The following is a 26,430-nucleotide window of genomic DNA, read 5'->3' as shown; positions in this document are numbered from 1 at the left end:
TTAAAACCCCCTCCCGGCCTCCCCCTTCGCAGGGGGAGGAGCTAAAAGCAGATCATTCCTCGCTGAATCCAAGCGCCACCCCAAGCCCGTCCGCTGCCCGGACAGACACACGGTTAACGTCATCCCTGAAGGGTATTTCCCCCACCCGCAAACTATTCCGTACTGCCTCCAGCGATCGGGTGGCGAATTCCAGTCCGACCATCCGCGCGCTGCCGTTTTCGCCTTCCGGCACAATGCCGAATTCAGCGGTGGCTTGCTCCGGCGTGATAAACCGGACGGTGGCGCGACCCGCGCGCAGGGCCACTTCCTGCGGTCTGATCTCCAGTGCAGCGGCACCAAATAACTCTCCATAGACTTTTGCGGCGTCCTGCGGATTTGCTGCAGAAATCACGAAGCTGGTGATATCAGCCACGGCGTTCGGGTGGTTTTGCCATTCGTTGCGCCACACCAGTTCCGGCGTCAGATGATGACAGAAGAAACTGCGGCCATTCGGTACGCGGCTGGCGGCCAGCGGTACGGTACGGAAACGCGCATTCGGCGAGGTGCCATCGTTGAGCGCCACAGGGCGGAAGAATTCTGCCGGTGCGGAACCCGCAATGTTTTGCTGTTGCAGATGTTCGTACACCGCCGATGAATTCTGCGTTTTCCACACCAGACCGGTCAGGCCAAGCGGCGCCTGCCACAGGTCTTTGCGGGTGTGCGCGTTGCCCGGCTCAAAGCCGAGCAGTTCCAGATAGTTTTCGCCGAAAATCGCCAGATGATTACTGGATCCCAGCGAGTGATGGCCACGCGGCGTGAGATGGAATCCCAGACGGCGAAACTGCTGCCCGGCCTGATCCAGTTGTTCGGCGACGTTGATCACCACGTGATCAAGCTGCGGGCGAAGGGGCTGCGGATGTTGAGCTTCAGTCATTAAACGGTTCTCCCAGCGTTAACATCAGACGGTTTGCCCAGGCGAAGAACGCCGCAGACTGCGCCAGATCGACAATCTCAAGTTCGTCTAAACCCTGTTCGCGCAACGCCGCAATGTGCTGCTCAGTGGCGACCGGCGGGGTAGCGGAAAGCGCGGCGGCGAAATCAATTTCGGCCTGCCAGCGCGGGGATTGTTCTTTGCTGAGAATGCCACCCGGCGGGGTGTCGATCAGGCGCTGGACATCTTCCGTCTGTTTGGAAAGCTGGCTGGCTTTGCGTGAATGCACCGATGCGCAGTAAATACAGCCGTTGATTTTGCTGGCGACGGTGGCGGCCAGTTCGCGCTCTTTACGCGGCAGCCCGCCGGAGGTGTAGAAAATTCCTTTGTCGGTCAGCGTGCGCTGCTCGAGCACCGGCAGATTACGGCCTAACAGGCGGAAATAGTCGGAATCCGTATGACCGAATTTCGCCAGGATCGCTTGCTGGGTTTCATCAAATTCTTCCAGCTTTTTCGCCGGTATCCACGGCTCCCAGCCCAGTTCTTCCTGGGTAAAGGCCTGTGGTGCATCGCGGCCACTGTGGGTATTCGGTTCGGTGCGCCAGAACGCGGCACCGACCGGTTTATTGCTGCCGTTATCTACCGGCTTGCCGCCAATCAGCCGGTAGCTGCGCAGCACACGGCTCTGGAAACTGACGAAAGCGATCAGTTGCGACAGTGTGACAATCGCATCTGCCGACCAGCCAGCTTTTTTCAGTGCCTGCAAATGCGCCGGCGTCGCGCTGGCAGGTTTGAAACTCAGGCGTTCACCGTGCGTCAGCGCAGCGTCGAGACGGGCAGTTTCGTCGATGTCGGGCAAATCCTGCAAACGTTCGGAATAGTGGTTAGTCAGTTGCGAATCGCCATGCCAGCGCGCGACGTTTTGCGCTAAACGCAGGCGTTCAGCCAGTGAAAAATCCACGCCATCCTGTTCGGTAAACAGCGCGTCATAGCTGCCCTGTGCGTGACGGGTTGCGGCATCACGCGTGTCGCGAGCCTGTTTCAGCGCCGAGTCCGGGGCGATGTCAGCCAGCTTTTCCAGCAGGTCGGTCGAATAGGTAGTCATAGGGCTTCCCTTGAGAATGAGGAGTCGGCAGCGGAGGTGGAAACACGGCGTTGCGGCGTGCGGCGAACCCAGCCGAGCGCGGGCGCAACGTGACGGGCAATCAGTTCGATGGAACGTAAAATGTAAGGGTGCGGCGGATCGATGGAATGCACCTGAAACGCCAGATCGGTGACACGTGCCAGCGCAGTATCGGCCTGCAATGTCGCGGTGACCTGTGCCGCCGTGCCGAGATGCACGTCGAAAGCGCGGATGTAATCGTCCAGCGTATCGCCTTTCACAATCTGCCCGCTGGCGCGGTGGTTTTCGGCCTGACGGCGTAAGCCTTTTTGCGCCAGTTCACGAGCTTCATCGCCGTTTTCAGTGACGAATGCGGTACGCGATCCCATGATGCGCGGCGTCACGCCTTCCGGCAGTGCATCCAGATAGGCATCGATAATCGGGTTTTGCAGTTCATCGAGACGTAAATCAGGCGCATCTTGCGGACGTGGCTGAGTGCGCGAAAGCATCAGCCCGTCGCCGGATTTACCGGCACGTGCGCCGCCGTCCACCGAGAACGTCGCCTGCCAGACACGGTTCGCCAGTTGTGGTGCCGCCGGATATAAACGGTTATCGGTGCCTGCCAGCGGTTCGCCGCGCCAGGCGGTGAGCAGGGTTTGCAGATTGTTGCCAAAGGCCTTGCCGCGATCCTGACTTTCCAGCCCGAACGGCGGGAATGACGTCGGCGTACCGCCCGAGCCTAAACCGATTTCAAGCCGTCCGCCGGAGAGTAAATCCAGCACGGCGGTGTCTTCGGCAACGCGCAATGCGTTTTCCATCGGCAGCGTGATCACGCCAGTGCCGAGACGGATAAAGCGGGTATGCGCTGCCACCTGCGCGAGGAAAACCAGCGGCGCAGGCAGGCCGCCCTCGGCCTCGTGAAAATGGTGCTGCGCGACCCACGCGGAATCAAAGCCTAACTGTTCGGCATGAATAATTTGCTCGGTCGCCAGCCGGTAACGTTCCTGCGCGCTGGTGTTGTCCAGCAGGCGGGTGAAGAATCCAAGACGTTTACTGCTCATAATGTCCCTCTTTTTTCTGTACGGACGGTCATGTACGGGTTCAGGCGGCGCGGTGGCGGCCGGGTATGGCGTCAATCAGCTGGCGGGTGTAATCGCTGGAAGGCAGGGCGAATACGTCTTCCACGTTGCCGGAATCTACCTGCTGTCCGCGGTTTAACACCGAGACGCTGTGCGAGATTTGCCGGACGGTTGCCAGATCGTGCGAGATAAACAAATAGGTCAGGCCGAGTGAATCCTGTAACTGTGAAAGCAATGTCAGGATTTGCGCCTGCACGGTGACGTCGAGCGCCGACGTCGCTTCATCAAGGATCAGCACTTTCGGCTCTAAAATTAATGCGCGCGCAATCGCCACCCGCTGGCGCTGCCCGCCGGACAGTTCACGCGGTTTGCGGCTGAGTAATTCTTCCGGCAGCGCCACGCGGCGGGCGATATCCAGCACCCGTTCACGGCGCACGGCAGCGGGAATTTTTTCGAAATTCAGCAGCGGTTCTTCAATCACTTTGAACAGCGTTTGCGACGGATCCAGCGAGGCGAACGGGTTCTGATACACCAGCTGGATTTTCCTGCGCAGCTGACGCAAGGCTTCGCCTTTCAGGCGCGTGATGTCTTCGCCGTCAATCAGCACACGTCCGCTGTCCGGTTTCTGAAAACCGAGCAGAATGCGTGCCAGCGTGGTTTTGCCGGAGCCGGATTCGCCGACCAGCGAATGCGTAGTGCCGCGCGGAATACGAAATGACACATGATCTACAGCGCGGAACGCCGCCTGATTTTTGCCGCCCAGCGTGAAATCATGGGTGATGTTTTCGACCACCAGCACCGGATCTTCCGACGTACGAAGTTGCGCGCGGTGGCGGCCGGAAAGGGCAGGGATATCGGCGAACAGCTGGCGGGTGTAATCACTTTTCGGCGCATCCAGCACCTCGCGGGTGATGCCCTGTTCCTGCACTTTGCCGTGACGGAATACCAGTAACCGGTCGGCGCGTTCAGCGGCAATCGCCAGGTCATGTGTCACCAGCAACACGGCCGTACCGAATTCACGGCGCAGTTCGTCGATCAGATCCAGAATGCGTTTTTGCACCGTGACATCCAGTGCGCTGGTCGGCTCATCGGCGATGATCAGCGCCGGTTGCAGCGCAATTGCAATGGCAATTAAAACGCGCTGTTTCATGCCGCCGGAAAGTTCATGCGGATATTGTTTAGCCCGCTGTTCAGGATGTGACAGGCCAACGCGGGAAAGCAGTTCCACCACGCGGGCGTTGCGCTGCGCACGCGGCAGTCTCTGATGGATATCAAGAATTTCCGCCACCTGCGAACCGATGGTTTTCACCGGATCCAGCGAACTGGTCGGATCCTGCGGTATCAGGCTGATGCGCGCGCCGCGCAGGGCATCCAGACGGCGCTGCGACCACTGGCTGATGTCCGTGCCGTTCAGGCGAATTTCGCCCTGTTCGATATGACCGTTCTCCGCCAGCAGGCCAATAATCGCCTGTGCGGTGGTGGTTTTCCCTGAGCCGGATTCGCCGACCAGCGCCAGCACTTCTCCGGCGTTAATCGTAAACGATACGTTATGCACCACCGGTTTGCCGTCGTAGGCAATTGATACGTTTTCCAGTTCGAGAACCGGCGGAGCGTCATGCGTAAAAGTGGCCTGTGCGTTCATCGCGTTCTCCTGCGTAATGACTGGCTGATGCGGTTGGCGGAAAGCACCACTAACACCACGACCACGCCGGGGAAGGTGGTCAGCCACCAGGCTGTGGAAATGTAGTTACGGCCTTCGGCAATCAGTAACCCCCATTCCGGCGTCGGCGGCGGCGTGCCGTAACCGAGAAAGCTCAGGGTGGAAATCGCCAGAATGGCACTGCCGAACTGCAGTGCGGAAAAGGCAATCACTGAGGTCAGCGAGTTGGGCAAAATGTGTCGCCACAAAATGGAGAAGAAGGAACCGCCGCTGCCATACGCCGCTTCGACGTAATCGCTGTGACGCACCAGCACCACTTCAGCACGTGCCAGTCTGGCGAAGTTGGCAACCGACGTCACACCGACGGCAATCGCCGCATGAACCGTGCCGAAACCAAGCAAAATAATCACGCTCAGCGACAGCAGCAGGCCGGGGATGGACAGCAATACGTCGTTGATGCGCATGACAATGGCATCCACCAGACCGCCGCTGGCACCGGCTGCGAGACCGAGTGCGGTGCCGAATACCAGCCCGAGCGCCACGGCGACCAGCGCGCCGGAAAGTGAATGTGATGCGCCGTAGACAATACGCGCGTACACATCGCGGCCAAGCTGATCCGTGCCCAGCCAGTGTCCGGCCTGCGGCGCGAGACGCTGCGCACCGGCAATCCCTTCGGTGCCGCTGTAATCCGTAAATAAACCAGGTGCAATCGCCCACAAAATGACGGTCGCCATCACCAGCCACGCCAGGATTAATCCCGGTTGCAGGCTGGCCGGTTTCCAGCGGCGGCGTTGTGTGAGCGGCAATGAAAGCGTACTTTTGCCAAGCGGTAAGCTGCTCATGCGGTGGCTCCCCGTGAGTTTTTAGAAGCAGAAGCTTTAAGGCGCGGATCGAGTAACGGATACAGCAAATCGACCAGTAAATTGATGCCGACAAAGGCGGCGGCGGAAATCACCACAATCGCCTGCAATATCGCGACATCCTGATTGTTGACTGCCTGCTGGGTCAGTTGTCCGAGGCCGTTAAGACCGAAGACAGTTTCGGTGATCAGTGCTCCCGCAATCAGTTCGCCGAACAGCAAACCGGCAATGGTCAGCGCCGGAAGCAGGGCGTTGCGTGCCACATGTCGCCACAACACGCCGCTGCGGCTGGCGCCTTTGGCGCGGGCGACGGCGACGAACGGTTGGGTTTGCACCTGATCAATGCTGCGGATGAGGATCTGCGCCAGCGGCGCGGAAATCGGCACCGCCAGCGTGATAATCGGCAAAATCAGCCCGACCCATTCGCCCGGATTGATCACCGGGATCCAGCGCAGGTGGAACGAAAAGAACTGAATCAGCGCGATGCCCAGCCAGAAGGTGGGAATGGAAATAAACAGCGACGGCACTGCCTGTAAGGCGTTTTTCAGCCAGCCGAAATGCAGCAGGCTGGAAAGAAATGCCAGCGCAAAGGCCACCACGGCGGCCAGTGCGAAACCAATCAGCGCCAGACGCAGCGTCGGCGGGAAGTTGCTGCTGAGTAATTCGGTGACCGGTACGCCAGCCTGAATCGAATAGCCCAGATCCCCGCGCAGGAAATTACCCAGCGTATGCAGATATTGTTGCCAGACCGGCACATCCGCGCCGTACGCAGCGCGCATATCGGCAATCTGCGCCGGGCTTAATCCCATGTCCGGGTTCTGGAATTTAATCAGAATCGCATCGCCGGGCAGCACCTGCAACAAGATGAAGGAGACGGTAAACGCCGCCCACAGCACCAGCAATGCCTGCCCGAATCGACCGCTTACGTATCGGCTCATGATTGACTCCCGTCTGTTAATGCTTTTCCAGCCAAGCGCCATAGAAGCTCGGACGCCCGACCGCTTCAAAGCTCACGCCTTTGAAATATGGCGCACCGGCAAACACCTGCGGCTCTTCGAAAATTGGAATCACGTATGCCTGATCGAGCAGGTAGTTCTGCACGTCGCCGGTCAGTGCCAGACGTTTTTTCGGATCGACTTCGGCAGAGATCGCGGTCAGCAGATCGTTGAGTTTGTCGTCGCGGAAGCTTTTCACCTTGCTGCTCAGGCCACCTTTTTGCAGCAGCGCATCGCGGTTAGTTGGGTAGAAGGAGCTTTTAATCACGTCCGGATCGGCACGTCCGACTTCCACCACGTTGGCCGGGGTTTTCTCAGGATCGAGGTTATCCGCCACTCGGCTGCCCGCATCGCCCGCCAGAATATTCAGCTTCGCGCCGACCTGGCTCCACTGCTGAGAAACCAGCTGCAACACTTCTTTGTTCTGCGGTTGTGGCAGGGATTCATAAATAGTCAGCGACAGCGTTTTGCCGTCTTTCTGGCGTATGCCGTTCGGACCCGGTTTCCAGCCCGCTTCATCCAGCAGCTTTTTGGACAGCGTCGGGTCGTAAGTCAGTTTGTTACTCAGATCGACATAACCGGCCGCCGTTTTGGCAATCACAGACGTGGCCTGCGGATAGTTTGGCGAGAACAGCGTGTCGACAACCTGTTTGCTGTTGGTGGCATGCAGCAGCGCCTGACGCACTTTCAGATCCGACACCAGTGCGTTGTCCGGACGGAACGAAATGCTGTCGTTAACGCCTTTGGTCGGCGCGGCATAAATCGGGAAGTTCTGGTCTTTAGCCTGTTTCTCGTCATACGCCTGAACCTGACGGATGAAATCAGCCTGACCCGCCAGCAGCGCGCCGATACGTACGCTGTCTTCGCCGGTGACGATCACTTTGATACTGTCAAGATTGGCGCGACCCTGCTGTTTGAGGTTTTTCGGCCCCCAGTTGTAATCCTTCCGCGCCGTCAGATCGACTTCACGTCCCAGCGTTTCTTTGCTGACCACGAACGGGCCGGAACCGATGATGTGCGTGGCGTCGCCCAGCGCATCAAAATTGCGATCCAGCGTGCTCAGCGACACCAGACCGGAGCCAATCGTCGCGGTGCCCTGCAGGAAGCCCGGCGAGGATTTTTTGAAATAGAACTTCACGGTCAGCGGATCAACCACTTCGCTGTGGTCGTAATTGTTGATGACTTCGGAAACCGGCAGGTGATGCGCTTTATTGCCCAGACCGTAAGTATCAAAGTTTTTGGCGACCGCGCTGGCGTCCAGCGGCGTGCCGTCGGAGAAGGTTACGCCCGGACGCAGCTTGAATGTGTATTCGGTTTTATCGGCATTGAAAGTCCAGGATTCGGCGATCCAAGGCTCAATCTCCAGCGTCTTCGGATTCTGATAGGTCAGTTTATCGGTGATCTGATTCAGTATGCCGCCGTTGGGATAGAAGCCGCCTGCGGGCGGATACAGGTTAGTGTGCGCCTGTTGCTCGAGATAAATCAGGGTGCCGCCCTGTACCGGTGTGCCGTCAGCGGCGATGGCGGAAAACGTGCTGGTGAGAAGTGCCCCTAAAGCCAGTGCGCGGGTCACCGCGTTAATCCGGCGAATGTTCTTCATCGTTAAACCCTTTTTCTTATTTGGTGTGATGGCAGGTGAATGACATATGCGTTCTTAGAACGAAAGTGCTGAGCCCATAACAAACCAATTTAAGGGGGAGGTGAACGAAGGAATTTTGCAATCGTTAGCTGGAAACGGCATTAGGGAAAATGGGCGGGAGGAAGAAAGAAAAAAACCAGCGGCTAATCCGGACGGGTGGACCGGATAACCGCTGGCGATCATCAAAAATGATGAGCTAAGGAGAAACTGAGGTCGTCAGTGATCTTTTAATGCAGCTTCTGTGCCAGTTTTTATTTCAGGCTGTGTTTTTACCTGTTTGCTGCGGCTCAGGAAGGCATTCAGCAGAATCGCACCGAAAGTCGCGGTGCCGATACCGCCCATGCTGAAACCGCCCAGGCTCAGGGTAAAGTTGCCTGCGCCCAGTACCAGCGTGACCGCCACCATAATCAGATTGCCGTTAAGTCCCAGATCCACCTGATTTTGTACCCAGATACGCGCACCGGCCACGGCGATTAATCCAAACACCACAATCGACGCGCCACCGAGTACCGGCCCCGGAATGGTGTGGATCAGTGCACCAAATTTGGGCGAGAAGCCCAACACGATGGCAACGAGGGCGGCGGCGACAAAAATCAGCGTGGAGTAGATTTTAGTTACGGCCATCACGCCGATGTTTTCTGCGTAAGTGGTGACGCCGGTACCGCCCGCCGAGGCGGAAAGTAAGGTCGCCAGTCCGTCACCGACAAAGGCGCGACCCATGTAGGGATCCAGGTTTTTGCCGGTCATGCCAGCCACCGCTTTAATGTGGCCGAGGTTTTCAGCCACCAGAATTACCGCGACCGGTGCAATCATCAGCATGGCGTGAGAGCTGAATACCGGCGTGGTGATGGCCGGCACGCCAAACCATGGCGCTTGTGCCACGGCGCTGAAATCCACCGGAGTACCGAGCCCGAGTCCGTTAGTGATCACCATGTAAATCAGATACGCCGCCACCAGCCCGAGCAGCAGCAAAAGACGTTGCACCAGACCGCGGGTGAACACCGCCACTGAGCCGATACACAGCACGGTCATCACCGCCATCCAGCTGTCGAATGAAGAAGCCGATACGCTGTTAATGGCAATCGGCGCGAGGTTCAGGCCGATCGCCATCACCACCGCACCGGTGACGACCGGCGGCATCAGGCGTTCAATCCAGCGCGTGCCGACCGCCATCACTACAAAACCGATCAGCGTATAGACCACGCCGCAGGCAATAATACCGCCCAGCGCCACGCCGATATTCGGGTTGGCGCCGTGGCCGCTGTAGCCGGTCACCGCGATCACCAGCCCGACAAACGCAGCACTGGAACCGAGATAACTGGGCACACGCCCGCCGACGACCAGGAAGAATAGCAAGGTGCCGATGCCCGACATCAAAATCGCCATGTTGGCGTCAAAACCCATCAGCAAGGGCATTAAGACGGTGGCACCAAACATTGCCACCGTATGTTGCAGACCCATGATCACTGTCGATCCGAACGGCAGTCGTTCATCCGGTGCGATCACCGCGCCATCCAGATTGCCTTCTCTTTTACGCCATTGTGGAAACCAGGTATTTGCCATGCACGACCCTTACTAAGTTGAGAGGATTGAGTTATCAGGCTATCTGACGCATCAGCGGGTGATAGCGCCGGTCGAAATACACCAGTCCGTGGCTGTCGTCGTTGCGTCGCAATGCAACGGCTTCACAAATCAGGATGTCATGGGTGCCGACGCGGGTGATTTGTGTGACTTTGCAGTCAAACGACACCAGCGCGTCGGTGAGGATGGGCGAACCCGTGGCGAGACGTGCCCATTCGGCGGCGTCAAAGCGTTGTTCCATCGGCGTTTTTCCGCCGAATAAATTGGACAGTGACTCATGACAATCAGCCAGCGTGTTTACGCACAGCACCTGATTTTGCGTAAACGCTGAATGCACGGATGCTGAGCGGTTCAGGCAAACCAGCAATGTCGGCGGCGTATCGGTCACGCTGCACACGGCAGAGGCGGTGAAACCTGCACGTCCGCCGGGGCCGTCGGTAGTGATGATATTGACGGCAGAACCGAGACGCGCCATCGCATCGCGATACTCTTGTTTCTCGACAGTGGCTTGTTTTTCAACGGCGGCCTGTTTTTCAACAACGACTTGTTTCTCAACGACGGGCATATCGGTCGCTGACAATGTGGCGTTCAGGGGGGATTGCATGGTCATGTCCTCAGAATTTATTCAGTGATGCTTACAGCACACGGCAGGCGCGGTTGAAATCAAGGCGCGGCGCACGGGGATACACTTTGCTGTGATCGCCGTAACCGATGTTGATCAGGAAATTAGATTTCCAGCCTTCCTGCGCCAGAAATGTTTCATCGACTTTGGCGTTGTCAAAACCGGACATCGGCCCGGTATCCAGCCCGAGGGAGCGGCAGGCCATGATCAGGTACGCGGCCTGCAAGCTGCTGTTGCGAAATGCCGTGTCATGCGCCAGTTGCGGGCTGGAGGTGAACCACGAACGGGCATCGCCGGAGGGATACAGTTCCGGCAGCAGTTCGTAAAATTCCGGATCCCAGGCAATGATCGCCGTCACCGGTGCGGTCATCGTTTTTTTCAGATTGCCGCCCGAAAGCGCAGGAGCCAGTTTTTCTTTCGCTTCCTGACTCTGTATAAACACGATGCGCACCGGGCTGCAGTTGGCCGAGGTCGGGCCCATGTGCGCCAGTTCGTAAATCGTTCTCAGCTGTTCGCCGGTCACCGGTTTATCCAGCCAGCCATTGTGGGTGCGGGCTTCGGTGAATAAAGTCGCCAGTGCGCTGGCGGTTAATGCTTCGGCCATGATGTCTCCGTGGGCAGGTGACCGGACGGCGTAGCGGGCGCTTGCGCTGAATGTCGCCGCAGCCAGTCCAGTAAAATCGGGTTAAAGGTTTCCGGGTCGGTCACGCTCATGGCATGGCCGCCGTACAGCATTTGTGTGTGTTCGCCCTGGGGCAGGCGGGAAGCCAGAACCACCGAACGCGACCACGGCACCAGCAAATCGTCTTTAGCGCTGAAGGCCAGCGTCGGGGCAATCACCTGGTCCAGGCTGTCCGTCAGGTCTGAATCCATCAGCGCCTGCAAGCGGTGCAGCAGGTTTTCCATCCCCTGAAAATGCGCCACCTGATGCTGGCGCTCTTCCTGCAATAACGCCTCATGTTCAGAAAGCCAGTCACCCGGATACAGAAACAGCGGTTGCGCCTGCACATAGGCATCCACACCGCTATTGAGCAGCAGATTCTGCCGCACTTCAAAACAGCGCCGCGTCTGGCTGTCGAGCTTCGTCCAGCCGTTAATCACCACCAGACTTTGCAGCAATGCCGGATATCGCAGGGCAAGATGCAGGCCGATAATGCCGCCGAGAGCGTGACCGACCAGATGACAGCGGCTGATTTCCAGCTCGTTGAGCATGCCTGCCAGCTCATCGGCCATGTCTTCCATGCGGTAACCGGCGGGCACCGTGCCCTGACTGACGCCGGTACCGTGCTGGTCGTAAACCACTACACGAAAATGTTCCGCGAGCATCGCCAGCTGTGGCTGCCAGAAGCCGCCGGAACCGCCGAGACCGGAAGAAAGCACGACGGTTTCTGCATCAGCATTTTTCTTACCCAGTATCTTGTAATACATGCTGTTACCTCAGGGAGTTCAGGACAGGTTCCATCGCACGGATTATTTGCCGATATGGGCGATGGACGCGATTTCGATCAGCGCATCCGGTTTCACCAGCCCGCACTGAATGCAGAAACGTGCCGGTTTTTCTCCCGGAAAGTATTCGGCATACACCTGATTCACTGCGCCGTAATTTGCCCAGTCGGTGATGAAAATCGAGTTCATGGTGACGTCATCCATGGTGCCGCCTGCGGTTTCGATCACGCTTTTGATGATCTCCAGCACATGACGGGTTTGCGCAGCGGCATCGCCGACATGCACCACGTTATTGTGTTTATCAAACGGCAGGGTGCCGGAAACATACACCACGCCATCGGCGAGAGTGCCCGGAACAAAAGGTGCCAGCGGAACGCCGCTGCCAGCCGGAATAATGGCGCTTTTAGGCATCGTTAATCGTCCTTTTCAGAAAGCGGTCAGGCCGCGTTTTGTTCAGTTTTGTAGCCTACGGCGTCGCAGAAATTGCGCACGCTGGAGACCCAGCCAAAGAAGGTTTCGATGTTATAAATCGCGGCTTTTTGCGCGAATTCAGGTCCGGCCTGATGGGTGGCGTCTTCCAGCACCACGCCGAAATATTCGAGGAAGAAACCGTCGCGCAGCGTGGATTCGACGCACACGTTGGTGGCGATGCCGGTGAACACCAGATGATGAATACCGTAACTGCGCAGCAGGCTGTCGAGCTGGGTATTGAAGAAGCCGCTGTAGCGCGGTTTGGGCAACACAATGTCGCCGGGCTGTGGTTGCAGTTCGTCCACCAGGTCATAATCCCAGTCGCCTTTTGCCAGCAGTTTACCCATCAGTTCCGGGCGCTTGCGCATGGTTTTCAGCGCGTTGGATTTATGGAAGTTCGGCGAACCGGCACCGCCAGCTTCGACATACTGGTTGTCCCAGCCGTTCTGGAAGAAAATCACTTTGATACCGGCGGCACGGGCGGCAGCAATCGCCACTTTGATATTGGCAATCACCGGCGCGGTGGCGGAAACATCAAAACCGGCCAGATCCAGATAACCGCCCTGTGAGGCATAGGCGTTTTGCATATCCACCACAATCAGCGCCGTTTGCTGCGGCGTGAAAGCAATGGCTTCAGGACGTGCTGTGAGGATCGTTTCCTCGCCGGTATTTTGGGGTTCGCGGCGGACCACAGTTTGATTCTCAACAACGTTCATCATGCGACCTCTTTTTGCTCAGTGCCGATGTGCTGGCGGGTTTTCATTAATGGCTGGATGTAACGGCCGAAGTTTTCAATGCCTTGCACAAAATCATCAAAGGTCAGCAGCACGCCGCCTGCGCCGGGCACGGTGTCGATTTCGTCGAGCATTCTGGCGACGCTGGCGTAAGAACCGACCAGTGTGCCCATGTTGATATTGACCGCGGACGTCGGGTCAGCCATCTGGCGGACGTTGGTATCGGCGCCGGATTTGGTGTCTTTGCTGCTCTGATCGGTGAGCCACGCCAGCGCATCGGCGTCGGCACCGTCTTTATATAACTCCCATTTAGCACGGGCAGCGGCATCGGTTTCGTCGGCAATCACCATAAACAGGACATAAGAGGAAACGTCGCGGTTTTCAGCTTCTGCCGCCGTTTTCATGCGCGCAGCGGTTGGCGCAAAGGCGGTGGGCGTGTTAACGCCTTTACCGAAGCAGAAGTTGAAGTCGGCGTGTTTGGCGGAGAACGCCATACCGGCATCGCTCTGGCCGGCGCAGATCACTTTCATTTCGCTTTGCGGACGCGGGCTGACGCGGCAGTCGTCCATTTTGAAGAATTCGCCGTCGAGCGTGCAGTGGCCGGTGCCCCATAGGTCGCGCAGAACGCTGACGTATTCGGTCAGGTAGTCATAGCGGCGGGTGAAATAGTCGTCTCCCGGCCACATGCCCATTTGTTCGTATTCCGGTTTCTGCCAGCCGGTGACGACATTCACGCCGAAACGGCCATTAGAGATTGAGTCGATAGTCGCCGCCATGCGGGCCACGATCGCCGGAGGCATCACCAGCGTGGCGGCGGTGGCGTAAAGCTGGATGCGGGAGGTCACGGCGGCAAGACCGGCCATCAGCGTGAATGACTCCATGTTGTGTTCCCAAAATTCGGTTTTGCCACCGAAGCCGCGCAGTTTGATCATCGACAGCGCGAAATCGAAATGGTAGTGCTCCGCTTTCTGCACGATGGTTTTGTTCAGTTCGAAGGTCGGTTTGTACTGCGGCGCAGTTTCTGAAATTAACCAGCCGTTGTTGCCGATAGGAATAAAGACACCGATTTTCATAGCTCACCTCGATTGAAAATAATAAGTACCAAAACAAGGGCTTGCGAAAATCTCTGCGCGGCTTGAGTGCGTCCTGCGGGTTCCGAATTGCACCGTGCTGAAATCTCCAGACGGAAAGGTTATTGCAAAGCGGATGCCAGTTTTTAAATCATGATGATTATCAGCAGGTTAAAAACAAGTCCGAAATTTTGGTGGAGCAAACGGTCTGTTTCAGACCATCTGGTCAAAAATAACTGCACGTTTATCAGGCAGGATTGAGCGTAAATGGTGCAGAATTGTTAATTTTATAATCCTTAATGGTTACGCATTAATATTGTCAGTGTTACTTCCATCATCGGGATGCATAGCGATAGTCGCCTGTAGCGCCATTTGCTATGATTTCAGCCTTGCCGTTTGTCTCAGGGAGACGTTGTGAAGCCATTGGTCGAACCTCCGCAGCCTGCCGCCGGAGAGAAAAAATCCCGTCAGACGGCGGCGAAAACCCCGTCGCGTCGCTCGCGGGCGGTCGCTGCCAAGCGCGGCAACATCATGGCGGCGGCGCTGGAATTCTTTTCGTTGTACGGCATTCATGGCACCAGTCTGGATCAGGTTGCCGAGCGCGCCGACGTGTCAAAAACCAACCTGCTGTATTACTTCCCGTCAAAAGAAGATTTGTATATCGCGGTACTGAAAGGGCTGCTGGATATCTGGCTGGCGCCGCTGAAAGCATTGCAGTCTGATCAGCATCCGCTGGAAGCGATACGTGAATATATCCGCCTGAAACTGTGTGTATCCCGTGACCATCCGCAGGCATCGCGGTTGTTTTGTCTGGAGATGGTGCAGGGCGCGCCGTTGCTGAAACAGGAACTGGGCGGGAGTTTGAAAACGCTGGTGGAAGATAAATCGGATGTTATTCGCGGCTGGATCAAAGATGAGCTGATCGCGCCGGTTGATCCGATGCAGCTGATTTTTATGCTGTGGGCAACCACCCAGCATTACGCGGACTTTGGCGTACAGGTTGAGGCTATCACCGGTAAAACGCTCAGCGATCCTGAGTTTTTTGAACAGACGGTGAATAACGTGCAGCACATTATTACCGAAGGCATTCAGCTTCGGGCTTAAAGAGGTCAGGATGGATTCGGTTTCTCAGTTAGTATTGGGCGCGGCGGTCGGTATCGCGGTGATGGGCAAACGCGCGCCGGTGTGGAAATCCGCACTGGCCGGGGCAGTCTGCGGTACGTTGCCCGATCTGGATGTGTTTTACGATCACGGTGACGCCATCAGTAATATGACGATGCACCGCACTGAAACCCATGCGCTGTTGTATCTGACGTTGATTTCACCGCTGCTGGCCTGGCTGATGGCAAAACTGCTCAGCGGCGGGCGGCATTTCAAACACTGGTGGGGCGCGGTCTGGCTGGCGCTGATCACCCATCCGCTGCTGGACTTAATGACCGTTTACGGTACGCAGCTCGGATTACCTTTCACAAACTATCCGTTTGCGGTCGGCAGCATTTTTATCGTCGATCCGCTGTATACCTTACCGCTGATCATCGGCGTCGGGCTGGCGCTGTACCGCGAGCAACAGCGCGGGATCACGTGGAATAACGTGCTGCTGGGGGTGAGTTGTTTGTATCTGGCCTGTACCGCTTTCGAGCAACACCAGGTGACGCGGCATGTTGGCGAGGAATTACAACGCCAGAATATCGAAAGCACGCAGGTGCTGGTCACGCCGACGCCGCTCAATTCGCTGGTATGGCGCGTGGTGGTGATGAATAAGGACAGCTACGGCGAAGGATTCACCTCGCTGTTGCATCCGGATTCACCGATCCGCTTTCGCTTTTATCCGCGCGGCGAAGCGTTATACGAGGCGCATAAAGATAATGCGTTTCTGGCGCGCGTCGCCTGGTTTAGCCACGGTTTCTTCAGCGTAAAAGAGCAGGGCGGCCACATTCTGGTCAGCGATTTACGCATGGGACAGGAACCGGATTACACCTTTGTGTTTGATCTCGGCGAAATGAAACCCGGTATGCCGCCAGAACTGCCGGTGAAAGTGGCATCCGCCAGACCGTCCGCCAGAAAAATGCTGGATCAGTTCTGGCAGGCGCTTGAAGTGGAGTAATCCGCAGTAAGGTGAAAGGAGCCGGGTGGCTCCTTGTTTGTATCACTCGTTGTTTTACTGATATTTACTCAACGTTTCCTCATCAAGATACGGTGCCTGCCAGACCTTAATTGCTTTATTGATCAAATCATTTGCCCGGCCCTTGATTTGTTCTTCATTCCACTCATCAACCTGACGCATCCAGGTATTAAGATGAAGTGGCGAATGATCGAACCCTTCCTCACTGCACTTTTTCTTCTCAAAGGATTTATCACTCATTTCCGCGTTGTAACCGGTAAGCGTCAGATTACCTAACGAATGAAGCCACGTTTCCTGAACCAGCTTCCAGTTATCACCCAGTTGCTGTTGCCATTCATTATTCAAATGCGGATTTTGCGGCATGACATGTTCAATCGTGTAGTCTTCAACATTGATGGGTTCTTTTCTTTTGTAATTTTCCAGTCTTTCCAAAAGATAGCTGCCATTACGGAAGTTATAGACGTCTTTTGTCAGCAGCGCATTTTTGAATTCCGTATCCAGTGGGAAAAGTTTATAGGTCGTGAGCAGGAGGAAAGCTGCCTGAACGCTTTCTACGTACTGTTCCTGAATTACAGATTTATAGAGGTTTGCAAAAGTTTTATTCAAGCTGTTGGGTGGAATGCCGCAGATTGAACGACGGAATACGTAACTTTCGACAAGGCAGAGTACTTCGATAAGCTCCTCTTCCGAGATAACATTGTTGGCATAATCAGAATATACAGCGAGAAGGAATGGATAGCAGACATCGACTCTAATCCGGGATATTCGTCTAAATACATTAAGTATTTTTTCTGAAGGTTCCTGATGTAATGCCATATTGGTGTAGAAATTGGCATAGCGTTGGACATCGGCCAGCAACGCGTCAAGGGTACTTGTTCTCAGCCAGTCGTAAGCATATTGCTTAAATTCGTCATATACCTGCGCGATACGGCTGATATTTCCCGTTTTGACTGAAAGGTAATCGCGCATAAAAGCATCAAAACGTTGCGTGTATTCGTCTCCAAAGCCTTGCTCCATTGGATACCAATACTTTTCATACAGTTCAGTCTGCTGTTTATGGGGTTGTCCCATCAGAACGTAATTTCGAATTAGATCTGCCTGTGAGAGATCAAGCCCCGTACTGTTTAGACTTTCGAAAATCAACTGTGGATTATCAACATTTTTCTCGAGTGCCACATCCACTACAAACAGCCGCATCAACCCGTTGTAAATCGCGATTGCTGTCGTCGCGTTTATCTGTGACTTGAAAAACTGATAGTTTTCTAAAATGCGCTGAGAGGCGGGCTCTGTGTGTGGGATCTCTTTCAGTAGCGAGATGAGTGTCTGCTTATCCCTGCGTGTCAGAAGAAGTTTGTAGTGAAGATCGCCATCTTCTTCGGCATTGAAAAGATAATAGTTTTTAAGTTTCGTTGCGTTGGTATCGATAATGTCGGGATTGTCTTTCGCGAAATCAGCCAACGCTGCGATCAGTAATGTGACGGTCGTCAGACGTTGCTGACCATCAATCACCTGTAATTGCGGAACATCGCTGACGTTGTGCAGGCTTTCCTGAAAATAGACCACTGAACCGACAAAATGACCGTGAATATCTTCACTGTCACTGATTCGCAGGATATCGCGAAGCAATTGTTCACATTGAGCTTGTTGCCAGCTGTAAGTGCGCTGATAGATGGGAATTACAAATTGTTTTGGGCCTTTAATCAGGCTGAGTAAATTCGCTGCGGCAGCTTTCATTACAATCAATCCTTTGGTTTTTAAAATAATCCCCAAAGGTTACGCGCCATACTAAGGGAGTGCATTATATGAAGTATTCAGAAATGCTCGCAGTTGACCAGCGTCAAAATTAATTGATTTCCTGATGATTTTTCTGAAATTTTTTAATAAAAAAGAGAACCCGAAAATTCTCTTTGTCGAAATGATTTCAGTGATTACGCCCGGCGACTTCTCGTGCGCAACCAATAACCGATCCCCAGCACCACAAACCACAACGGCGTGACGAGAAGCGCCTGACGGGTGTCATCCTGTAAGGTCAGCAACACCAGAACGAAGGCGAAGAATGCCATACAGACCCAGCACATCAGTTTACCGAGTGGCATTTTGTAGATGGATGCTTCGTGCAGTTGAGGGCGTTGACGGCGATAGACCAGGTAAGAGCAAAGAATGATGGTCCAGACGAACATAAACAGAATCGCCGAAACGGTCGTGACCAGCGTGAAGACCGTCACCACGTTTGGGATCAGATAAATCAGTACCACACCGCCGAGCAGGCAGATACAGGAGAAGGTCAGGCCGTTTGACGGCACCGCGCGGGAAGAGAGTTTACCGAACGCTTTCGGCGCATTGCCTTCCTGTGCCAGACCAAACAACATGCGGCTGGTGGAGAACACGCCGCTGTTAGCGGAAGAGGCCGCCGAAGTCAGCACCACAAAGTTGATAATGCTCGCCGCCGCGGGGAGACCGGCCAGCACGAACAGTTCAACAAACGGGCTTTTATCCGCAACTACGTGGCTCCACGGTGTGACGGACATAATCATGATCAGCGAGAAAACGTAGAACATGATGATGCGCAGCGGAATGGCATTAATCGCGCGCGGCAGGGACTTCTGCGGATCTTTGGTTTCGGCGGCAGTAGTGCCCACCAGCTCGATTCCGACAAACGCGAACACTGCTATCTGGAAACCGGCAAAGAAGCCGCTGACGCCTTTCGGGAAGAATCCGCCGTCATTCCATAGATTGCTGAAGGAGGCGACGGTGCCTGCTGGAGTCTGGAAGTGGGTCAGCACCATCACCAGTCCGGCGATAATCAGCCCGACGATGGCGACGATTTTGATCATCGCAAACCAGAATTCCATCTCACCGAACATTTTCACCGTGGCTAGATTCAGGCTGAGCAGCACCAGAACGCAGAGCAGGGAGGCGATCCATTGCGAGAGGCCGGGGAACCAGAATTGTGCGTAGGCGGTAATTGCCACGACATCCGCGATGCCGGTCACCACCCAGCAGAACCAGTAGGTCCAGCCGGTGAAATAGCCAGCCCACGGGCCCAGCAGGTCGGCGGCAAAATCGCTGAAAGATTTGTATTCGAGGTTGGACAATAAGAGTTCGCCCATCGCACGCATGACGAAAAACAGCATAAAGCCGATGATCATGTAGACGAAGATGATGGACGGACCGGCGAGGCTGATGGTTTTTCCCGAGCCCATAAACAGGCCGGTACCGATAGCGCCACCGATGGCGATAAGCTGGATATGGCGGTTGGAGAGATTTCGCCGCAGACCTTCCGCGTTCTCTTCCTCTGGCCGGGCGAGGATTTTTGACTCTTCTTGCATGTTGTATAGATTCCTGTTTTTTGCTTTCTGCGTATGAACTCCGCCATATCGCATTCATTTACGGCAATTATTCGAGCTCTGAGGCTCTTATATCCTCTCAGCTGGAACGACAGCCGGAGTGAGTGATTGTAATAATAATGTTAATTTCGAATATGTTATAACCGGCATGAAAAATGCCAGCGGGGGTAAATGTATCGTAATTTTTACATAGTGGATAACTGAGTGTTAATTAATCAGGTATGAGCCGAAGGGGAAGAATAATACCTTTTTTTGGTGTGATGAGCTTCACAAATATTTACCGGAAAGACGGTAAAAAAAGTAAGGGTAAGCGTTTGACATCATCAGGGTAGAGGAGAATAATTCGTCCCGTTGGGTCGTTAGCTCAGTCGGTAGAGCAGTTGACTCTTAATCAATTGGTCGGCGGTTCGAACCCGCCACGACCCACCAACAATTCGCAAGCCCTTGCATTATCTCCTGCAGTTTTAATTCTCCTTTCATTATTACGTAATACGTTCTCCGCCAGACAATATAAGCCAGAGATAAAAGAACGCCTTTTGTTCTCAGAAGGTTTTTGTTCTTAAAAAATCGATGAAGTTTTGTTTTTAAATTAACCAGCAAGTTGGGATTATTCACACAAGCCTTAACGGCTGTAATGACTGAATGATTATGGAGAAGTCAGGCCCCTGAATGAGGCCAGAATATGTTATGGCGAGGTGATGCAGGTATATATCAATACATAATTGTCGTATTGGGAGTCTTACCATTCTTTAGCTGTTTTGCACCCGCATACACAAGCTGAAAATCAGCAGATGAACGTGGGTGATAAAAGTACGTTCTTCAGCAAACTGACTGCTGCGTAAAACGACCGTTTCGGATCGGTTCTGTTTGGCAACCAGCAACTCAATCCCTTTTTCACGAAATTCGTCTTCGTATGCCTTAACTATCCCTGCGGGAGCGATGAGTGTGTAACTGTACATAATCATTCCTGACACTGAGTTGAACATCTGATCGGATAAATCTGATTAAGAATATCAAATACGACCTGATAACTATTAGCAATTCGGGTGATGGTTTTTTATACGGATGTCACAAATCAGCACGACTTTTAAGAGCTGCGGACACTTCACCGGTTGCCGGTACAGGTTTTTTGTTGCCCGTTGCGCGCACGCTGCTATCATTCGTTCATAAACTCAGGGAGATAACGATGAAAAAAACACTGGTGGCCTTGGCTGCTTTATTTTTAGCCGGGTGTGCGAGTAATCCTTATGAACCGACGCTTCAGGTTAAATCAACCTACGCGAATGCCAGCGCGGTTGCGCCAGAAGGGCAAACGCATATCCGTTTGCATCGGTTAGAACAATCTTCGATCATTCCGTTTGAGAAGACTTGCCCGCTGCTGGTGATTCTGGACGGAAAGACAATCGCCACTCTGCATTTCAATCAATATGTGGATTTGAATGTGCCAAACGGTATGCGCAAGATTGAAGTGCGGATTGCCTGTGCGCTAACGAAAACCACTGGCTCGATCACGGTCGATGCGAACGGGAAAAGCATCAGTCTGGAAACCGACCGTAGTTTCTTCGGAACCTACAATATCCGGCCTGAAGGCAGCACTAATAAGTAATAAAATGAAAAACCCGCGAAAGCGGGTTTTTTATTGTCAGCCATTTATCTGCATTTTCAGATGTACGGTTTGGACCACTCAAGAATCTGATCGTGCTTCAGCGGGCGTGAGAAATAGAAACCTTGCACCGAATCGCACCGAAGCTCTTCCAGACACAACAGGGTATCGTTGTCTTCAACCCCTTCCGCCACCACCTGATAACTGAGCGCATGCGCCATTTCTATCATCGATTTCACAATGACTTTGCTTTTGTTGTCATTGCTGATGCCCTGAATCAATGACTGGTCCAGTTTCAGCGTATCCGCCGGGATTTTTTGCAGGTAATTAAGATTACTGTAACCGGAGCCGAAATCGTCCAGCGCGATGCTGATCCCCATATTGCGTAGTGCATCCAGCGAAGCCACGGCGTGCGGATTATTCGCCAGCGTCTGAGTTTCAAGACATTCGATTTCCAGCATCGAGGGCGATACCTGATGCAGAATCAGCGCGTTGTGAATGCGCTGCACCAGATCCTGTTCTACCAGATTATTGGCGGTCAGGTTAATCGATACCTGAATTTGTGCGCCGCGTTTTTGCCATTCGGCAATTTGCATCACGGCCTGGGTGATCACCCAGTTGGTCAGCGGAGTAATCAGCGGTGTTTTTTCAGCCAGAGGAATAAATTCGGACGGCGAAATCACGCCGAGAGTCGGATGCTGCCAGCGGATCAGCGCTTCAACTCCCTGGAATTTTTTATCGGCCAGACGAATTTTCGGTTGATACAGCAAATGGAAATCTTTGCAGGAGGCAACGGTTGCCATCAGATCATTCAACAGGTTAAAGGCGCGCCGCTGGATAACATCCGATTCCTGATGATAGGGCATCACCAGCTGGTTTTTGCTGATGGCTTCATGCAATGAGGACATCCCCTGCCGCATGATGTTTTCAGCGCAGTCAGAGGTTGGCGAAAACACCGTATAACCGGCATGCAGGCGGACATTTATCGGAATGTCGCTGGTGATACTTTTCTGAATTCTTGTCGCCGCATTTTCCAGCTGAGTGAAGATTTCTTCCTGCTCATCAATGCGCTTGATGAGTGCAAAGCGACCCAGCATCAGGCTGTACACTTTGTCATTTTCGTTGAGTTCACTGCGCAGGAATGAGCCGATATCTTTGAGGATATTTTCGACTTTGGGGATACCAATGGCACGGCCAATGTCATAGGCGTAGAGCGTATCCAGCGTGTCGATCATTATCAGCAGATAAGCGGTATTGTCCGGCGCTTTGATCAGTTGCCCGATGTCTTCCATCAGACGCTGGCGGTTAGGCAAGCGCGTAACGATATCAACAAAACTCATGCTGCTGCGGGATTCGATAATGTCGATGACAATCGCCGCCAGATCCGAAAGCATTTCTGTTTCCTGAACGGAAAAGTCGCGGGGATTTTTATCTGCCAGGCATAAGCTGCCGACAGCAAAACCTTCACGGGTAATCAGCGGGGCACCGGCGTAAAAGCGCATCCCTTCTTCACCAGTGACCAGCGGGTTCTCGTTAAAACGGGGATCCAGAGTAGCGTCATTCACCACCATCACAGACGAAGAGCGAATGGTGTAATCGCAAAAAGCGATATCCCGTGCGGTATAACACAGCGCGGTATTGGTTTTAGATTTAAACCACTGACGATGCTGGTCAACCAGAGTAATGATGCAAATTGGAATATCAAAAATCTGCTGAGTGAGACGGGTAATCAGATCAAGGACTTCATCCGGATTGCTGTCAGCAATCTTGAGTTTTTGCAGCGCCGCAAGCCGTTTTTTTTCATTTGGATTCAGAACCCTTTTCATTCTGTACGACCTCTGATCGCCGAGCTGGACGCGTTTAGTTATGCACTATAGCGTGACTTTGATTCATTTATCATTTTCTTTTGTCCGTTTTGCGAGGGTGGCTGTCAGTTAGTCAGGCGCAGGAAGTTATCGTTTGCGTAGTATGAATCTACCGGCGCATCGCAGCTGCCTCTAAACCTCAAGGAGAATCGTATGTTAAACGACCCGTCGCAGAAATATCGCCCCTTCCCGCAGGTCAATTTGCCTGACCGGCAGTGGCCGGGAAATGTGCTCAGTGCGGCACCACAGTGGTGCTCAAGTGATTTGCGCGACGGTAATCAGGCGCTGGCGGAACCCATGGATAATGCGCGTAAACGTCAGTTTTTCGATTTGCTGATTAAGTGTGGTTTTAAGCAGATTGAAGTCGCATTCCCGTCGGCATCGCAAACCGATTTTGATTTTGTTCGCGGGCTGATAGAAGACAAGCTGATCCCTGATGACGTGGTGATCCAGGTTCTGACGCCATCGCGTCCTGATCTGATTGCGCGCACCTTTGAAGCTCTGAAAGACGTGCCACGCGCTATCGTGCATTTATACAACGCCACCGCGCCGGTTTTCCGCGAAGTTGTTTTCAATCAGGACCAGGCTGCAACCTGCGAACTGGCCGTGCGCGGCGCGCAGCAGATCCGCCAGCTTTGCGAACAATATTCGCAAACCGACTGGACGTTCGAATATTCACCGGAAACTTTCTGTTTTACAGAACTGGAGTTTGCGCTGGAAGTGTGTGAAGCCGTGGCGGATGTCTGGGAGCCGGGCGCGCAAAGACCGATGATCATTAATTTACCGGCGACTGTGGAAGTCAGCACACCGAATATTTATGCCGATCAGATTGAATGGTTCTGCCGTCATTTCAGCCGCCGCCAGCAGGTTTCCATCAGCGTGCATCCGCACAATGACCGCGGGACCGGCGTGGCGTGCGCCGAACTGGCCATGCTGGCGGGTGCAGATCGCGTGGAAGGGTGTCTGTTCGGAAACGGTGAACGCACGGGGAACGTAGATCTTGTGACGCTGGCGCTGAATCTCTATACGCAGGGTGTTGCACCTGAACTGGATTTCAGTAATTTGCAGGCTATTGTGGAAGCGGTGGAAGAGTGCAATCAGTTGCCGGTGCATCCGCGCCATCCTTATGCGGGGGAGCTGGTCTTTACAGCGTTTTCTGGTTCGCATCAGGACGCTATCAAGAAAGGATTTACGGCGCAGAAAGCCTCAGATAGCCCGTACTGGCGCGTGCCGTACCTGCCGCTGGATCCTGCGGATGTCGGATGCAGCTACGAAGCGGTCATTCGCGTCAACAGTCAGTCAGGGAAAAGCGGGGCGGCGTGGCTGCTTGAGCAAAACCACGGTCTGAAATTGCCACGTGGCTTGCAGATTGATTTCAGCAAAGCCGTACAGCGCGAGACCGATACGCATGGCAAAGAAATGAGTACCAGTGATATCTGGCGCCTGTTCCGCCAGCGTTATGGTTTAACTGAACAACCGGCGATCAAACTGCTGGGTTATGACATCCGCAGTGATGAACAAAACGTCTGTCATTTCAGCGCGCGGATCCGTTATCGCAATGAAGAACAGCATATTTCCGGCAGCGGCAATGGTCTGCTTTCCGGCGCAGCTGATGCATTGCGTCGCAGTTTCGACGTGCAACTGGAGATCGGCGATTATCATGAGCATACGCTGGGGCATCAGAGTCACAGCCGTGCGGTAGCCTATCTGAGCTGTCAGGGGCGTCCGGGGGAAACCTGTTACGGCGTTGGGATCGACAGCGATGTTTCCAGCGCATCTTTGCAGGCGTTGTTTAATGCAGCCAGCGCCATAATGGCTGATTAATGTGGCTGACTGATTTTTCTGGTTAAGCTGTCTGATTAAAGTATTCGCTGGGTGAAACGCCCAGTAAACGGCGGAACATCGCACTAAAGGCACTCGGGCTGTCATAGCCGAGTGCCAGCGCCACATCAATCACTGATACGCCAGCCGCCAGCTGATTCAGTGCTTCGAGTAATTTCGCCTGACGTACCCAGTCACTAAAACGTAATCCTGTTTCACGCTGAAAACGGCGCGAGAGGGTGCGGCTGCTGATCCCCAGCCGTTGTGCGACGTCTTCCAGCTCCCAGGATGAACACAAGTCTGCCCGGATCTGCTGAGTCAGTATCAGAAGCTCCGGCTCCTTCGGTTCCGGAAGATGAAGCGGTAAGCTCGGCAACAGACGTAATTCGTCAAGCAAAAGCTCCATAATGCGTTCGTCGCGACCGCCGGGGAGGTAATCGACCGGAACGGTCAGCGAGGTGAGGATCAGTTCGCGCAGCAATGGCGAAATTTGAACAACCTGACATTGTGCGGGCAAATCTGCACGGGCCAGAGGCTCAACAAACAGGGTGCGGGCTTTGACGCCACCGATAAAACGCAGGCTGTGCTCGACGTAAGCGGGTAACCAGACGCCGCGTCCGGGTGGCACTATCCAGGTTCCGAGCGTGGTATGCACTTCCACCACGCCGGATAAAGTATGAATCAGTTGTGAACAGCTGTGGCTGTGCGCGGGCTCACTGTCGCCATGCTGGTAATCGATAGCCAGAGGGGCTATCGCCTGGTGAGGAGCAAGGAAGTTGTGCTGCATGGATCAATGATGTTGTTGATTCTTGGCATCTTCAACGGCTTGTTTCGCTTCTTCTGCCGCTTTCTGAATTTCTTCTTCAGTCAGTTGTTCCGAAACTTCCAGCAGTTCTCCCAAGCCGTCACTGACATGGACATCATCGGCTTTGCTTTTGTTTTCTTTATTCTTTTCGTCGCTCATGCTTTTGTTCCCGTTAAATGAATTCAGGACTTAACTATAGCAGAGAGTTAGCGCAGAAAGTGCAGGGTATAAACGGGGAAAGGCAGAGCCTGTCGGGCGACAGACTCCTGAATACATTACTGGCGGTATGCGAACTTAATTTGTTGCAGGGAGTTTTTGAAGACTTCAGCCTGTTGCTCGTCTTCCATCTGCGCAACAAAACGCTCCATGTTCAGCATGACTTTACCCGCATCAGCCTGACCGATGGCTTTGAGGATCAGGGTCAGCGTGGCTTTCAGGCAGGCAACTTCGGTCGCCAGTGTTTCAACGTTTGCTTCAGTCGTAAAATCGCAATTACTCATTATTTATATCTCCTCAGGCTGGCTGCCAGGCAGCACGCCGAATTCTAAAGGGCAGAAAAATGGGGCTAAAAATGAACTCACCCGTTCGTGCCGGGTGGAAAGTGGCGGCATTTTAGCATAGTTGGCAGGTTTTAGTGCATCGCCGGTGTCGGCGCTGTCAGCGCGTTTATTGGATATAAACATATAGTGCTTTTGTAC

26 protein-coding genes and 1 tRNA gene are annotated in these 26,430 nt (G+C 54.1%); 5 read left to right on the top strand and 22 right to left on the bottom strand.

Features of this window, described 5'->3' with window-relative positions; all coding sequences use genetic code 11:
- Positions 1 to 52: 52 nt before the first annotated feature.
- The 14 genes from UC15_RS23045 to rutA form a co-directional block, all read right to left on the bottom strand.
- On the bottom strand, positions 53 to 913 hold the full coding sequence (locus UC15_RS23045; protein WP_112291227.1) for a VOC family protein: 861 nt from the start codon (positions 911 to 913) through the stop codon (positions 53 to 55).
- On the bottom strand, positions 906 to 2,015 hold the full coding sequence (locus tag UC15_RS23040; RefSeq protein ID WP_112291225.1) for an alkylhydroperoxidase domain protein: 1,110 nt from the start codon (positions 2,013 to 2,015) through the stop codon (positions 906 to 908). The genes UC15_RS23045 and UC15_RS23040 overlap by 8 nt, the downstream gene beginning before the upstream one ends.
- Positions 2,012 to 3,073: a putative FMN-dependent luciferase-like monooxygenase gene (locus UC15_RS23035; protein ID WP_112291223.1), complete on the bottom strand. Its 1,062-nt coding sequence runs from the start codon at positions 3,071 to 3,073 to the stop codon at positions 2,012 to 2,014. The genes UC15_RS23040 and UC15_RS23035 overlap by 4 nt, the downstream gene beginning before the upstream one ends.
- Before the next feature lie 40 nt (positions 3,074 to 3,113).
- Complete coding sequence (locus tag UC15_RS23030) at positions 3,114 to 4,733, bottom strand: ABC transporter ATP-binding protein (RefSeq protein ID WP_112291222.1); 1,620 nt, start codon at positions 4,731 to 4,733, stop codon at positions 3,114 to 3,116.
- Positions 4,730 to 5,593 carry an ABC transporter permease gene (locus UC15_RS23025; protein ID WP_112291220.1) on the bottom strand — a complete coding sequence of 288 codons (864 nt, stop codon included), beginning with the start codon at positions 5,591 to 5,593 and terminating at the stop codon, positions 4,730 to 4,732. Before UC15_RS23025 ends, UC15_RS23030 begins: the two co-directional genes overlap by 4 nt.
- A complete protein-coding gene (locus UC15_RS23020; protein ID WP_112291218.1) occupies positions 5,590 to 6,549 on the bottom strand; it encodes an ABC transporter permease in 960 nt (319 codons plus the stop codon). The genes UC15_RS23025 and UC15_RS23020 overlap by 4 nt, the downstream gene beginning before the upstream one ends.
- A 16-nt stretch (positions 6,550 to 6,565) precedes the next feature.
- Entirely contained in the window at positions 6,566 to 8,206 is a 1,641-nt protein-coding gene (locus UC15_RS23015) for a TIGR04028 family ABC transporter substrate-binding protein (protein ID WP_112291217.1), read from the bottom strand.
- Positions 8,207 to 8,461: 255 nt separating this feature from the next.
- Positions 8,462 to 9,808, bottom strand: coding sequence for a pyrimidine utilization transport protein G (rutG, locus tag UC15_RS23010; protein ID WP_112291215.1), 1,347 nt, complete (start codon positions 9,806 to 9,808; stop codon positions 8,462 to 8,464).
- Between the two features lie 34 nt (positions 9,809 to 9,842).
- Entirely contained in the window at positions 9,843 to 10,430 is a 588-nt protein-coding gene (rutF, locus tag UC15_RS23005; RefSeq protein ID WP_112291213.1) for an NADH-dependent FMN reductase RutF, read from the bottom strand.
- Between the two features lie 31 nt (positions 10,431 to 10,461).
- A complete protein-coding gene (locus tag UC15_RS23000) occupies positions 10,462 to 11,052 on the bottom strand; it encodes a malonic semialdehyde reductase (protein ID WP_112291211.1) in 591 nt (196 codons plus the stop codon).
- A complete protein-coding gene (gene rutD / locus UC15_RS22995) occupies positions 11,037 to 11,876 on the bottom strand; it encodes a pyrimidine utilization protein D (protein WP_112291210.1) in 840 nt (279 codons plus the stop codon). The genes UC15_RS23000 and rutD overlap by 16 nt, the downstream gene beginning before the upstream one ends.
- 42 nt (positions 11,877 to 11,918) lie before the next feature.
- Entirely contained in the window at positions 11,919 to 12,305 is a 387-nt protein-coding gene (gene rutC, locus UC15_RS22990; RefSeq protein ID WP_112291208.1) for a pyrimidine utilization protein C, read from the bottom strand.
- A 26-nt stretch (positions 12,306 to 12,331) separates the two neighbouring features.
- Positions 12,332 to 13,084 (bottom strand): pyrimidine utilization protein B, encoded by a 753-nt coding sequence (rutB, locus tag UC15_RS22985; protein ID WP_181955514.1) that lies wholly within the window; start codon positions 13,082 to 13,084, stop codon positions 12,332 to 12,334.
- Positions 13,081 to 14,172 carry a pyrimidine utilization protein A gene (rutA, locus tag UC15_RS22980; RefSeq protein WP_095921289.1) on the bottom strand — a complete coding sequence of 364 codons (1,092 nt, stop codon included), beginning with the start codon at positions 14,170 to 14,172 and terminating at the stop codon, positions 13,081 to 13,083. Before rutA ends, rutB begins: the two co-directional genes overlap by 4 nt.
- Positions 14,173 to 14,583: 411 nt before the next feature.
- On the opposite strand from rutA, the gene rutR reads away from it, so the two are divergent.
- The gene (gene rutR / locus UC15_RS22975) at positions 14,584 to 15,273 is read left to right on the top strand and encodes an HTH-type transcriptional regulator RutR (RefSeq protein WP_112291207.1); all 690 of its coding nucleotides are present in this window, start codon (positions 14,584 to 14,586) and stop codon (positions 15,271 to 15,273) included.
- 10 nt (positions 15,274 to 15,283) lie between these two features.
- Positions 15,284 to 16,273: a metal-dependent hydrolase gene (locus tag UC15_RS22970; RefSeq protein WP_112291205.1), complete on the top strand. Its 990-nt coding sequence runs from the start codon at positions 15,284 to 15,286 to the stop codon at positions 16,271 to 16,273.
- Between the two features lie 54 nt (positions 16,274 to 16,327).
- Here UC15_RS22970 and UC15_RS22965 read toward each other — a convergent pair whose 3' ends face one another.
- Both UC15_RS22965 and cycA read right to left on the bottom strand, forming a co-directional pair.
- A complete protein-coding gene (locus UC15_RS22965) occupies positions 16,328 to 18,025 on the bottom strand; it encodes a DUF262 domain-containing protein (RefSeq protein ID WP_112291204.1) in 1,698 nt (565 codons plus the stop codon).
- Between the two features lie 194 nt (positions 18,026 to 18,219).
- Positions 18,220 to 19,620, bottom strand: a complete 1,401-nt coding sequence (gene cycA, locus UC15_RS22960) for a D-serine/D-alanine/glycine transporter (protein WP_112291202.1) — start codon at positions 19,618 to 19,620, stop codon at positions 18,220 to 18,222.
- Positions 19,621 to 19,991: 371 nt separating this feature from the next.
- Here cycA and UC15_RS22955 point away from each other — a divergent pair.
- Positions 19,992 to 20,067: transfer RNA gene (locus UC15_RS22955), tRNA-Lys, on the top strand.
- A gap of 320 nt (positions 20,068 to 20,387) precedes the next feature.
- Here the strand turns inward: UC15_RS22955 and UC15_RS22950 are convergent.
- Positions 20,388 to 20,597: a hypothetical protein gene (locus UC15_RS22950; protein WP_232829969.1), complete on the bottom strand. Its 210-nt coding sequence runs from the start codon at positions 20,595 to 20,597 to the stop codon at positions 20,388 to 20,390.
- 227 nt (positions 20,598 to 20,824) lie between these two features.
- On the opposite strand from UC15_RS22950, the gene UC15_RS22945 reads away from it, so the two are divergent.
- A complete protein-coding gene (locus tag UC15_RS22945; protein ID WP_112291201.1) occupies positions 20,825 to 21,244 on the top strand; it encodes a hypothetical protein in 420 nt (139 codons plus the stop codon).
- 56 nt (positions 21,245 to 21,300) lie between these two features.
- Here the strand turns inward: UC15_RS22945 and UC15_RS22940 are convergent, their stop codons facing one another.
- A complete protein-coding gene (locus UC15_RS22940; protein WP_112291199.1) occupies positions 21,301 to 23,067 on the bottom strand; it encodes an EAL domain-containing protein in 1,767 nt (588 codons plus the stop codon).
- Positions 23,068 to 23,259: 192 nt separating this feature from the next.
- Here UC15_RS22940 and leuA point away from each other — a divergent pair, with 192 nt between their 5' ends.
- On the top strand, positions 23,260 to 24,930 hold the full coding sequence (gene leuA / locus UC15_RS22935) for a 2-isopropylmalate synthase (RefSeq protein ID WP_112291197.1): 1,671 nt from the start codon (positions 23,260 to 23,262) through the stop codon (positions 24,928 to 24,930).
- Positions 24,931 to 24,952: 22 nt separating this feature from the next.
- On the opposite strand, the gene UC15_RS22930 is transcribed toward leuA, so the two are convergent.
- The 4 genes from UC15_RS22930 to UC15_RS25720 all read right to left on the bottom strand — a co-directional run bounded on the left by UC15_RS22930 (position 24,953) and on the right by UC15_RS25720 (position 26,415).
- Positions 24,953 to 25,714 (bottom strand): helix-turn-helix transcriptional regulator, encoded by a 762-nt coding sequence (locus tag UC15_RS22930; RefSeq protein ID WP_112291196.1) that lies wholly within the window; start codon positions 25,712 to 25,714, stop codon positions 24,953 to 24,955.
- Between the two features lie 3 nt (positions 25,715 to 25,717).
- A complete protein-coding gene (locus UC15_RS25795; protein ID WP_165353140.1) occupies positions 25,718 to 25,891 on the bottom strand; it encodes a hypothetical protein in 174 nt (57 codons plus the stop codon).
- 116 nt (positions 25,892 to 26,007) lie between these two features.
- Positions 26,008 to 26,232: a DUF2594 family protein gene (locus tag UC15_RS22925; protein ID WP_015697982.1), complete on the bottom strand. Its 225-nt coding sequence runs from the start codon at positions 26,230 to 26,232 to the stop codon at positions 26,008 to 26,010.
- Positions 26,233 to 26,235: 3 nt separating this feature from the next.
- A complete protein-coding gene (locus UC15_RS25720) occupies positions 26,236 to 26,415 on the bottom strand; it encodes a hypothetical protein (RefSeq protein WP_157961023.1) in 180 nt (59 codons plus the stop codon).
- Positions 26,416 to 26,430 lie beyond the last annotated feature (15 nt).

The organism is Rahnella sp. AN3-3W3 (assembly GCF_003263545.1).
GTDB classification, from domain to species: domain Bacteria; phylum Pseudomonadota; class Gammaproteobacteria; order Enterobacterales; family Enterobacteriaceae; genus Rahnella; species Rahnella variigena.
Note: the sequence above shows the minus strand (reverse complement) of the source record. Positions and strands in the feature narration are given on the sequence as shown.

What these genes read in the sequence shown, in the direction of transcription:
- UC15_RS22950 (WP_232829969.1), bottom strand. Translation starts at nt 20,597, where the DNA reads ATGTACAGTTACACACTCATCGCTCCCGCAGGGATAGTTAAGGCATAC.
- rutB (WP_181955514.1), bottom strand. Translation starts at nt 13,084, where the DNA reads ATGATGAACGTTGTTGAGAATCAAACTGTGGTCCGCCGCGAACCCCAA.
- UC15_RS23000 (WP_112291211.1), bottom strand. Translation starts at nt 11,052, where the DNA reads ATGGCCGAAGCATTAACCGCCAGCGCACTGGCGACTTTATTCACCGAA.
- UC15_RS23015 (WP_112291217.1), bottom strand. Translation starts at nt 8,206, where the DNA reads ATGAAGAACATTCGCCGGATTAACGCGGTGACCCGCGCACTGGCTTTA.
- UC15_RS22965 (WP_112291204.1), bottom strand. Translation starts at nt 18,025, where the DNA reads ATGAAAGCTGCCGCAGCGAATTTACTCAGCCTGATTAAAGGCCCAAAA.
- UC15_RS22970 (WP_112291205.1), top strand. Translation starts at nt 15,284, where the DNA reads ATGGATTCGGTTTCTCAGTTAGTATTGGGCGCGGCGGTCGGTATCGCG.
- UC15_RS25720 (WP_157961023.1), bottom strand. Translation starts at nt 26,415, where the DNA reads ATGTTTATATCCAATAAACGCGCTGACAGCGCCGACACCGGCGATGCA.
- UC15_RS25795 (WP_165353140.1), bottom strand. Translation starts at nt 25,891, where the DNA reads ATGAGCGACGAAAAGAATAAAGAAAACAAAAGCAAAGCCGATGATGTC.
- UC15_RS23025 (WP_112291220.1), bottom strand. Translation starts at nt 5,593, where the DNA reads ATGAGCAGCTTACCGCTTGGCAAAAGTACGCTTTCATTGCCGCTCACA.
- UC15_RS23030 (WP_112291222.1), bottom strand. Translation starts at nt 4,733, where the DNA reads ATGAACGCACAGGCCACTTTTACGCATGACGCTCCGCCGGTTCTCGAA.
- cycA (WP_112291202.1), bottom strand. Translation starts at nt 19,620, where the DNA reads ATGCAAGAAGAGTCAAAAATCCTCGCCCGGCCAGAGGAAGAGAACGCG.
- rutA (WP_095921289.1), bottom strand. Translation starts at nt 14,172, where the DNA reads ATGAAAATCGGTGTCTTTATTCCTATCGGCAACAACGGCTGGTTAATT.
- UC15_RS23020 (WP_112291218.1), bottom strand. Translation starts at nt 6,549, where the DNA reads ATGAGCCGATACGTAAGCGGTCGATTCGGGCAGGCATTGCTGGTGCTG.
- UC15_RS23035 (WP_112291223.1), bottom strand. Translation starts at nt 3,073, where the DNA reads ATGAGCAGTAAACGTCTTGGATTCTTCACCCGCCTGCTGGACAACACC.
- rutC (WP_112291208.1), bottom strand. Translation starts at nt 12,305, where the DNA reads ATGCCTAAAAGCGCCATTATTCCGGCTGGCAGCGGCGTTCCGCTGGCA.
- UC15_RS22925 (WP_015697982.1), bottom strand. Translation starts at nt 26,232, where the DNA reads ATGAGTAATTGCGATTTTACGACTGAAGCAAACGTTGAAACACTGGCG.
- rutG (WP_112291215.1), bottom strand. Translation starts at nt 9,808, where the DNA reads ATGGCAAATACCTGGTTTCCACAATGGCGTAAAAGAGAAGGCAATCTG.
- UC15_RS23040 (WP_112291225.1), bottom strand. Translation starts at nt 2,015, where the DNA reads ATGACTACCTATTCGACCGACCTGCTGGAAAAGCTGGCTGACATCGCC.
- UC15_RS22945 (WP_112291201.1), top strand. Translation starts at nt 20,825, where the DNA reads ATGAAAAAAACACTGGTGGCCTTGGCTGCTTTATTTTTAGCCGGGTGT.
- UC15_RS23045 (WP_112291227.1), bottom strand. Translation starts at nt 913, where the DNA reads ATGACTGAAGCTCAACATCCGCAGCCCCTTCGCCCGCAGCTTGATCAC.
- rutD (WP_112291210.1), bottom strand. Translation starts at nt 11,876, where the DNA reads ATGTATTACAAGATACTGGGTAAGAAAAATGCTGATGCAGAAACCGTC.
- rutF (WP_112291213.1), bottom strand. Translation starts at nt 10,430, where the DNA reads ATGCAATCCCCCCTGAACGCCACATTGTCAGCGACCGATATGCCCGTC.
- UC15_RS22930 (WP_112291196.1), bottom strand. Translation starts at nt 25,714, where the DNA reads ATGCAGCACAACTTCCTTGCTCCTCACCAGGCGATAGCCCCTCTGGCT.
- leuA (WP_112291197.1), top strand. Translation starts at nt 23,260, where the DNA reads ATGTTAAACGACCCGTCGCAGAAATATCGCCCCTTCCCGCAGGTCAAT.
- UC15_RS22940 (WP_112291199.1), bottom strand. Translation starts at nt 23,067, where the DNA reads ATGAAAAGGGTTCTGAATCCAAATGAAAAAAAACGGCTTGCGGCGCTG.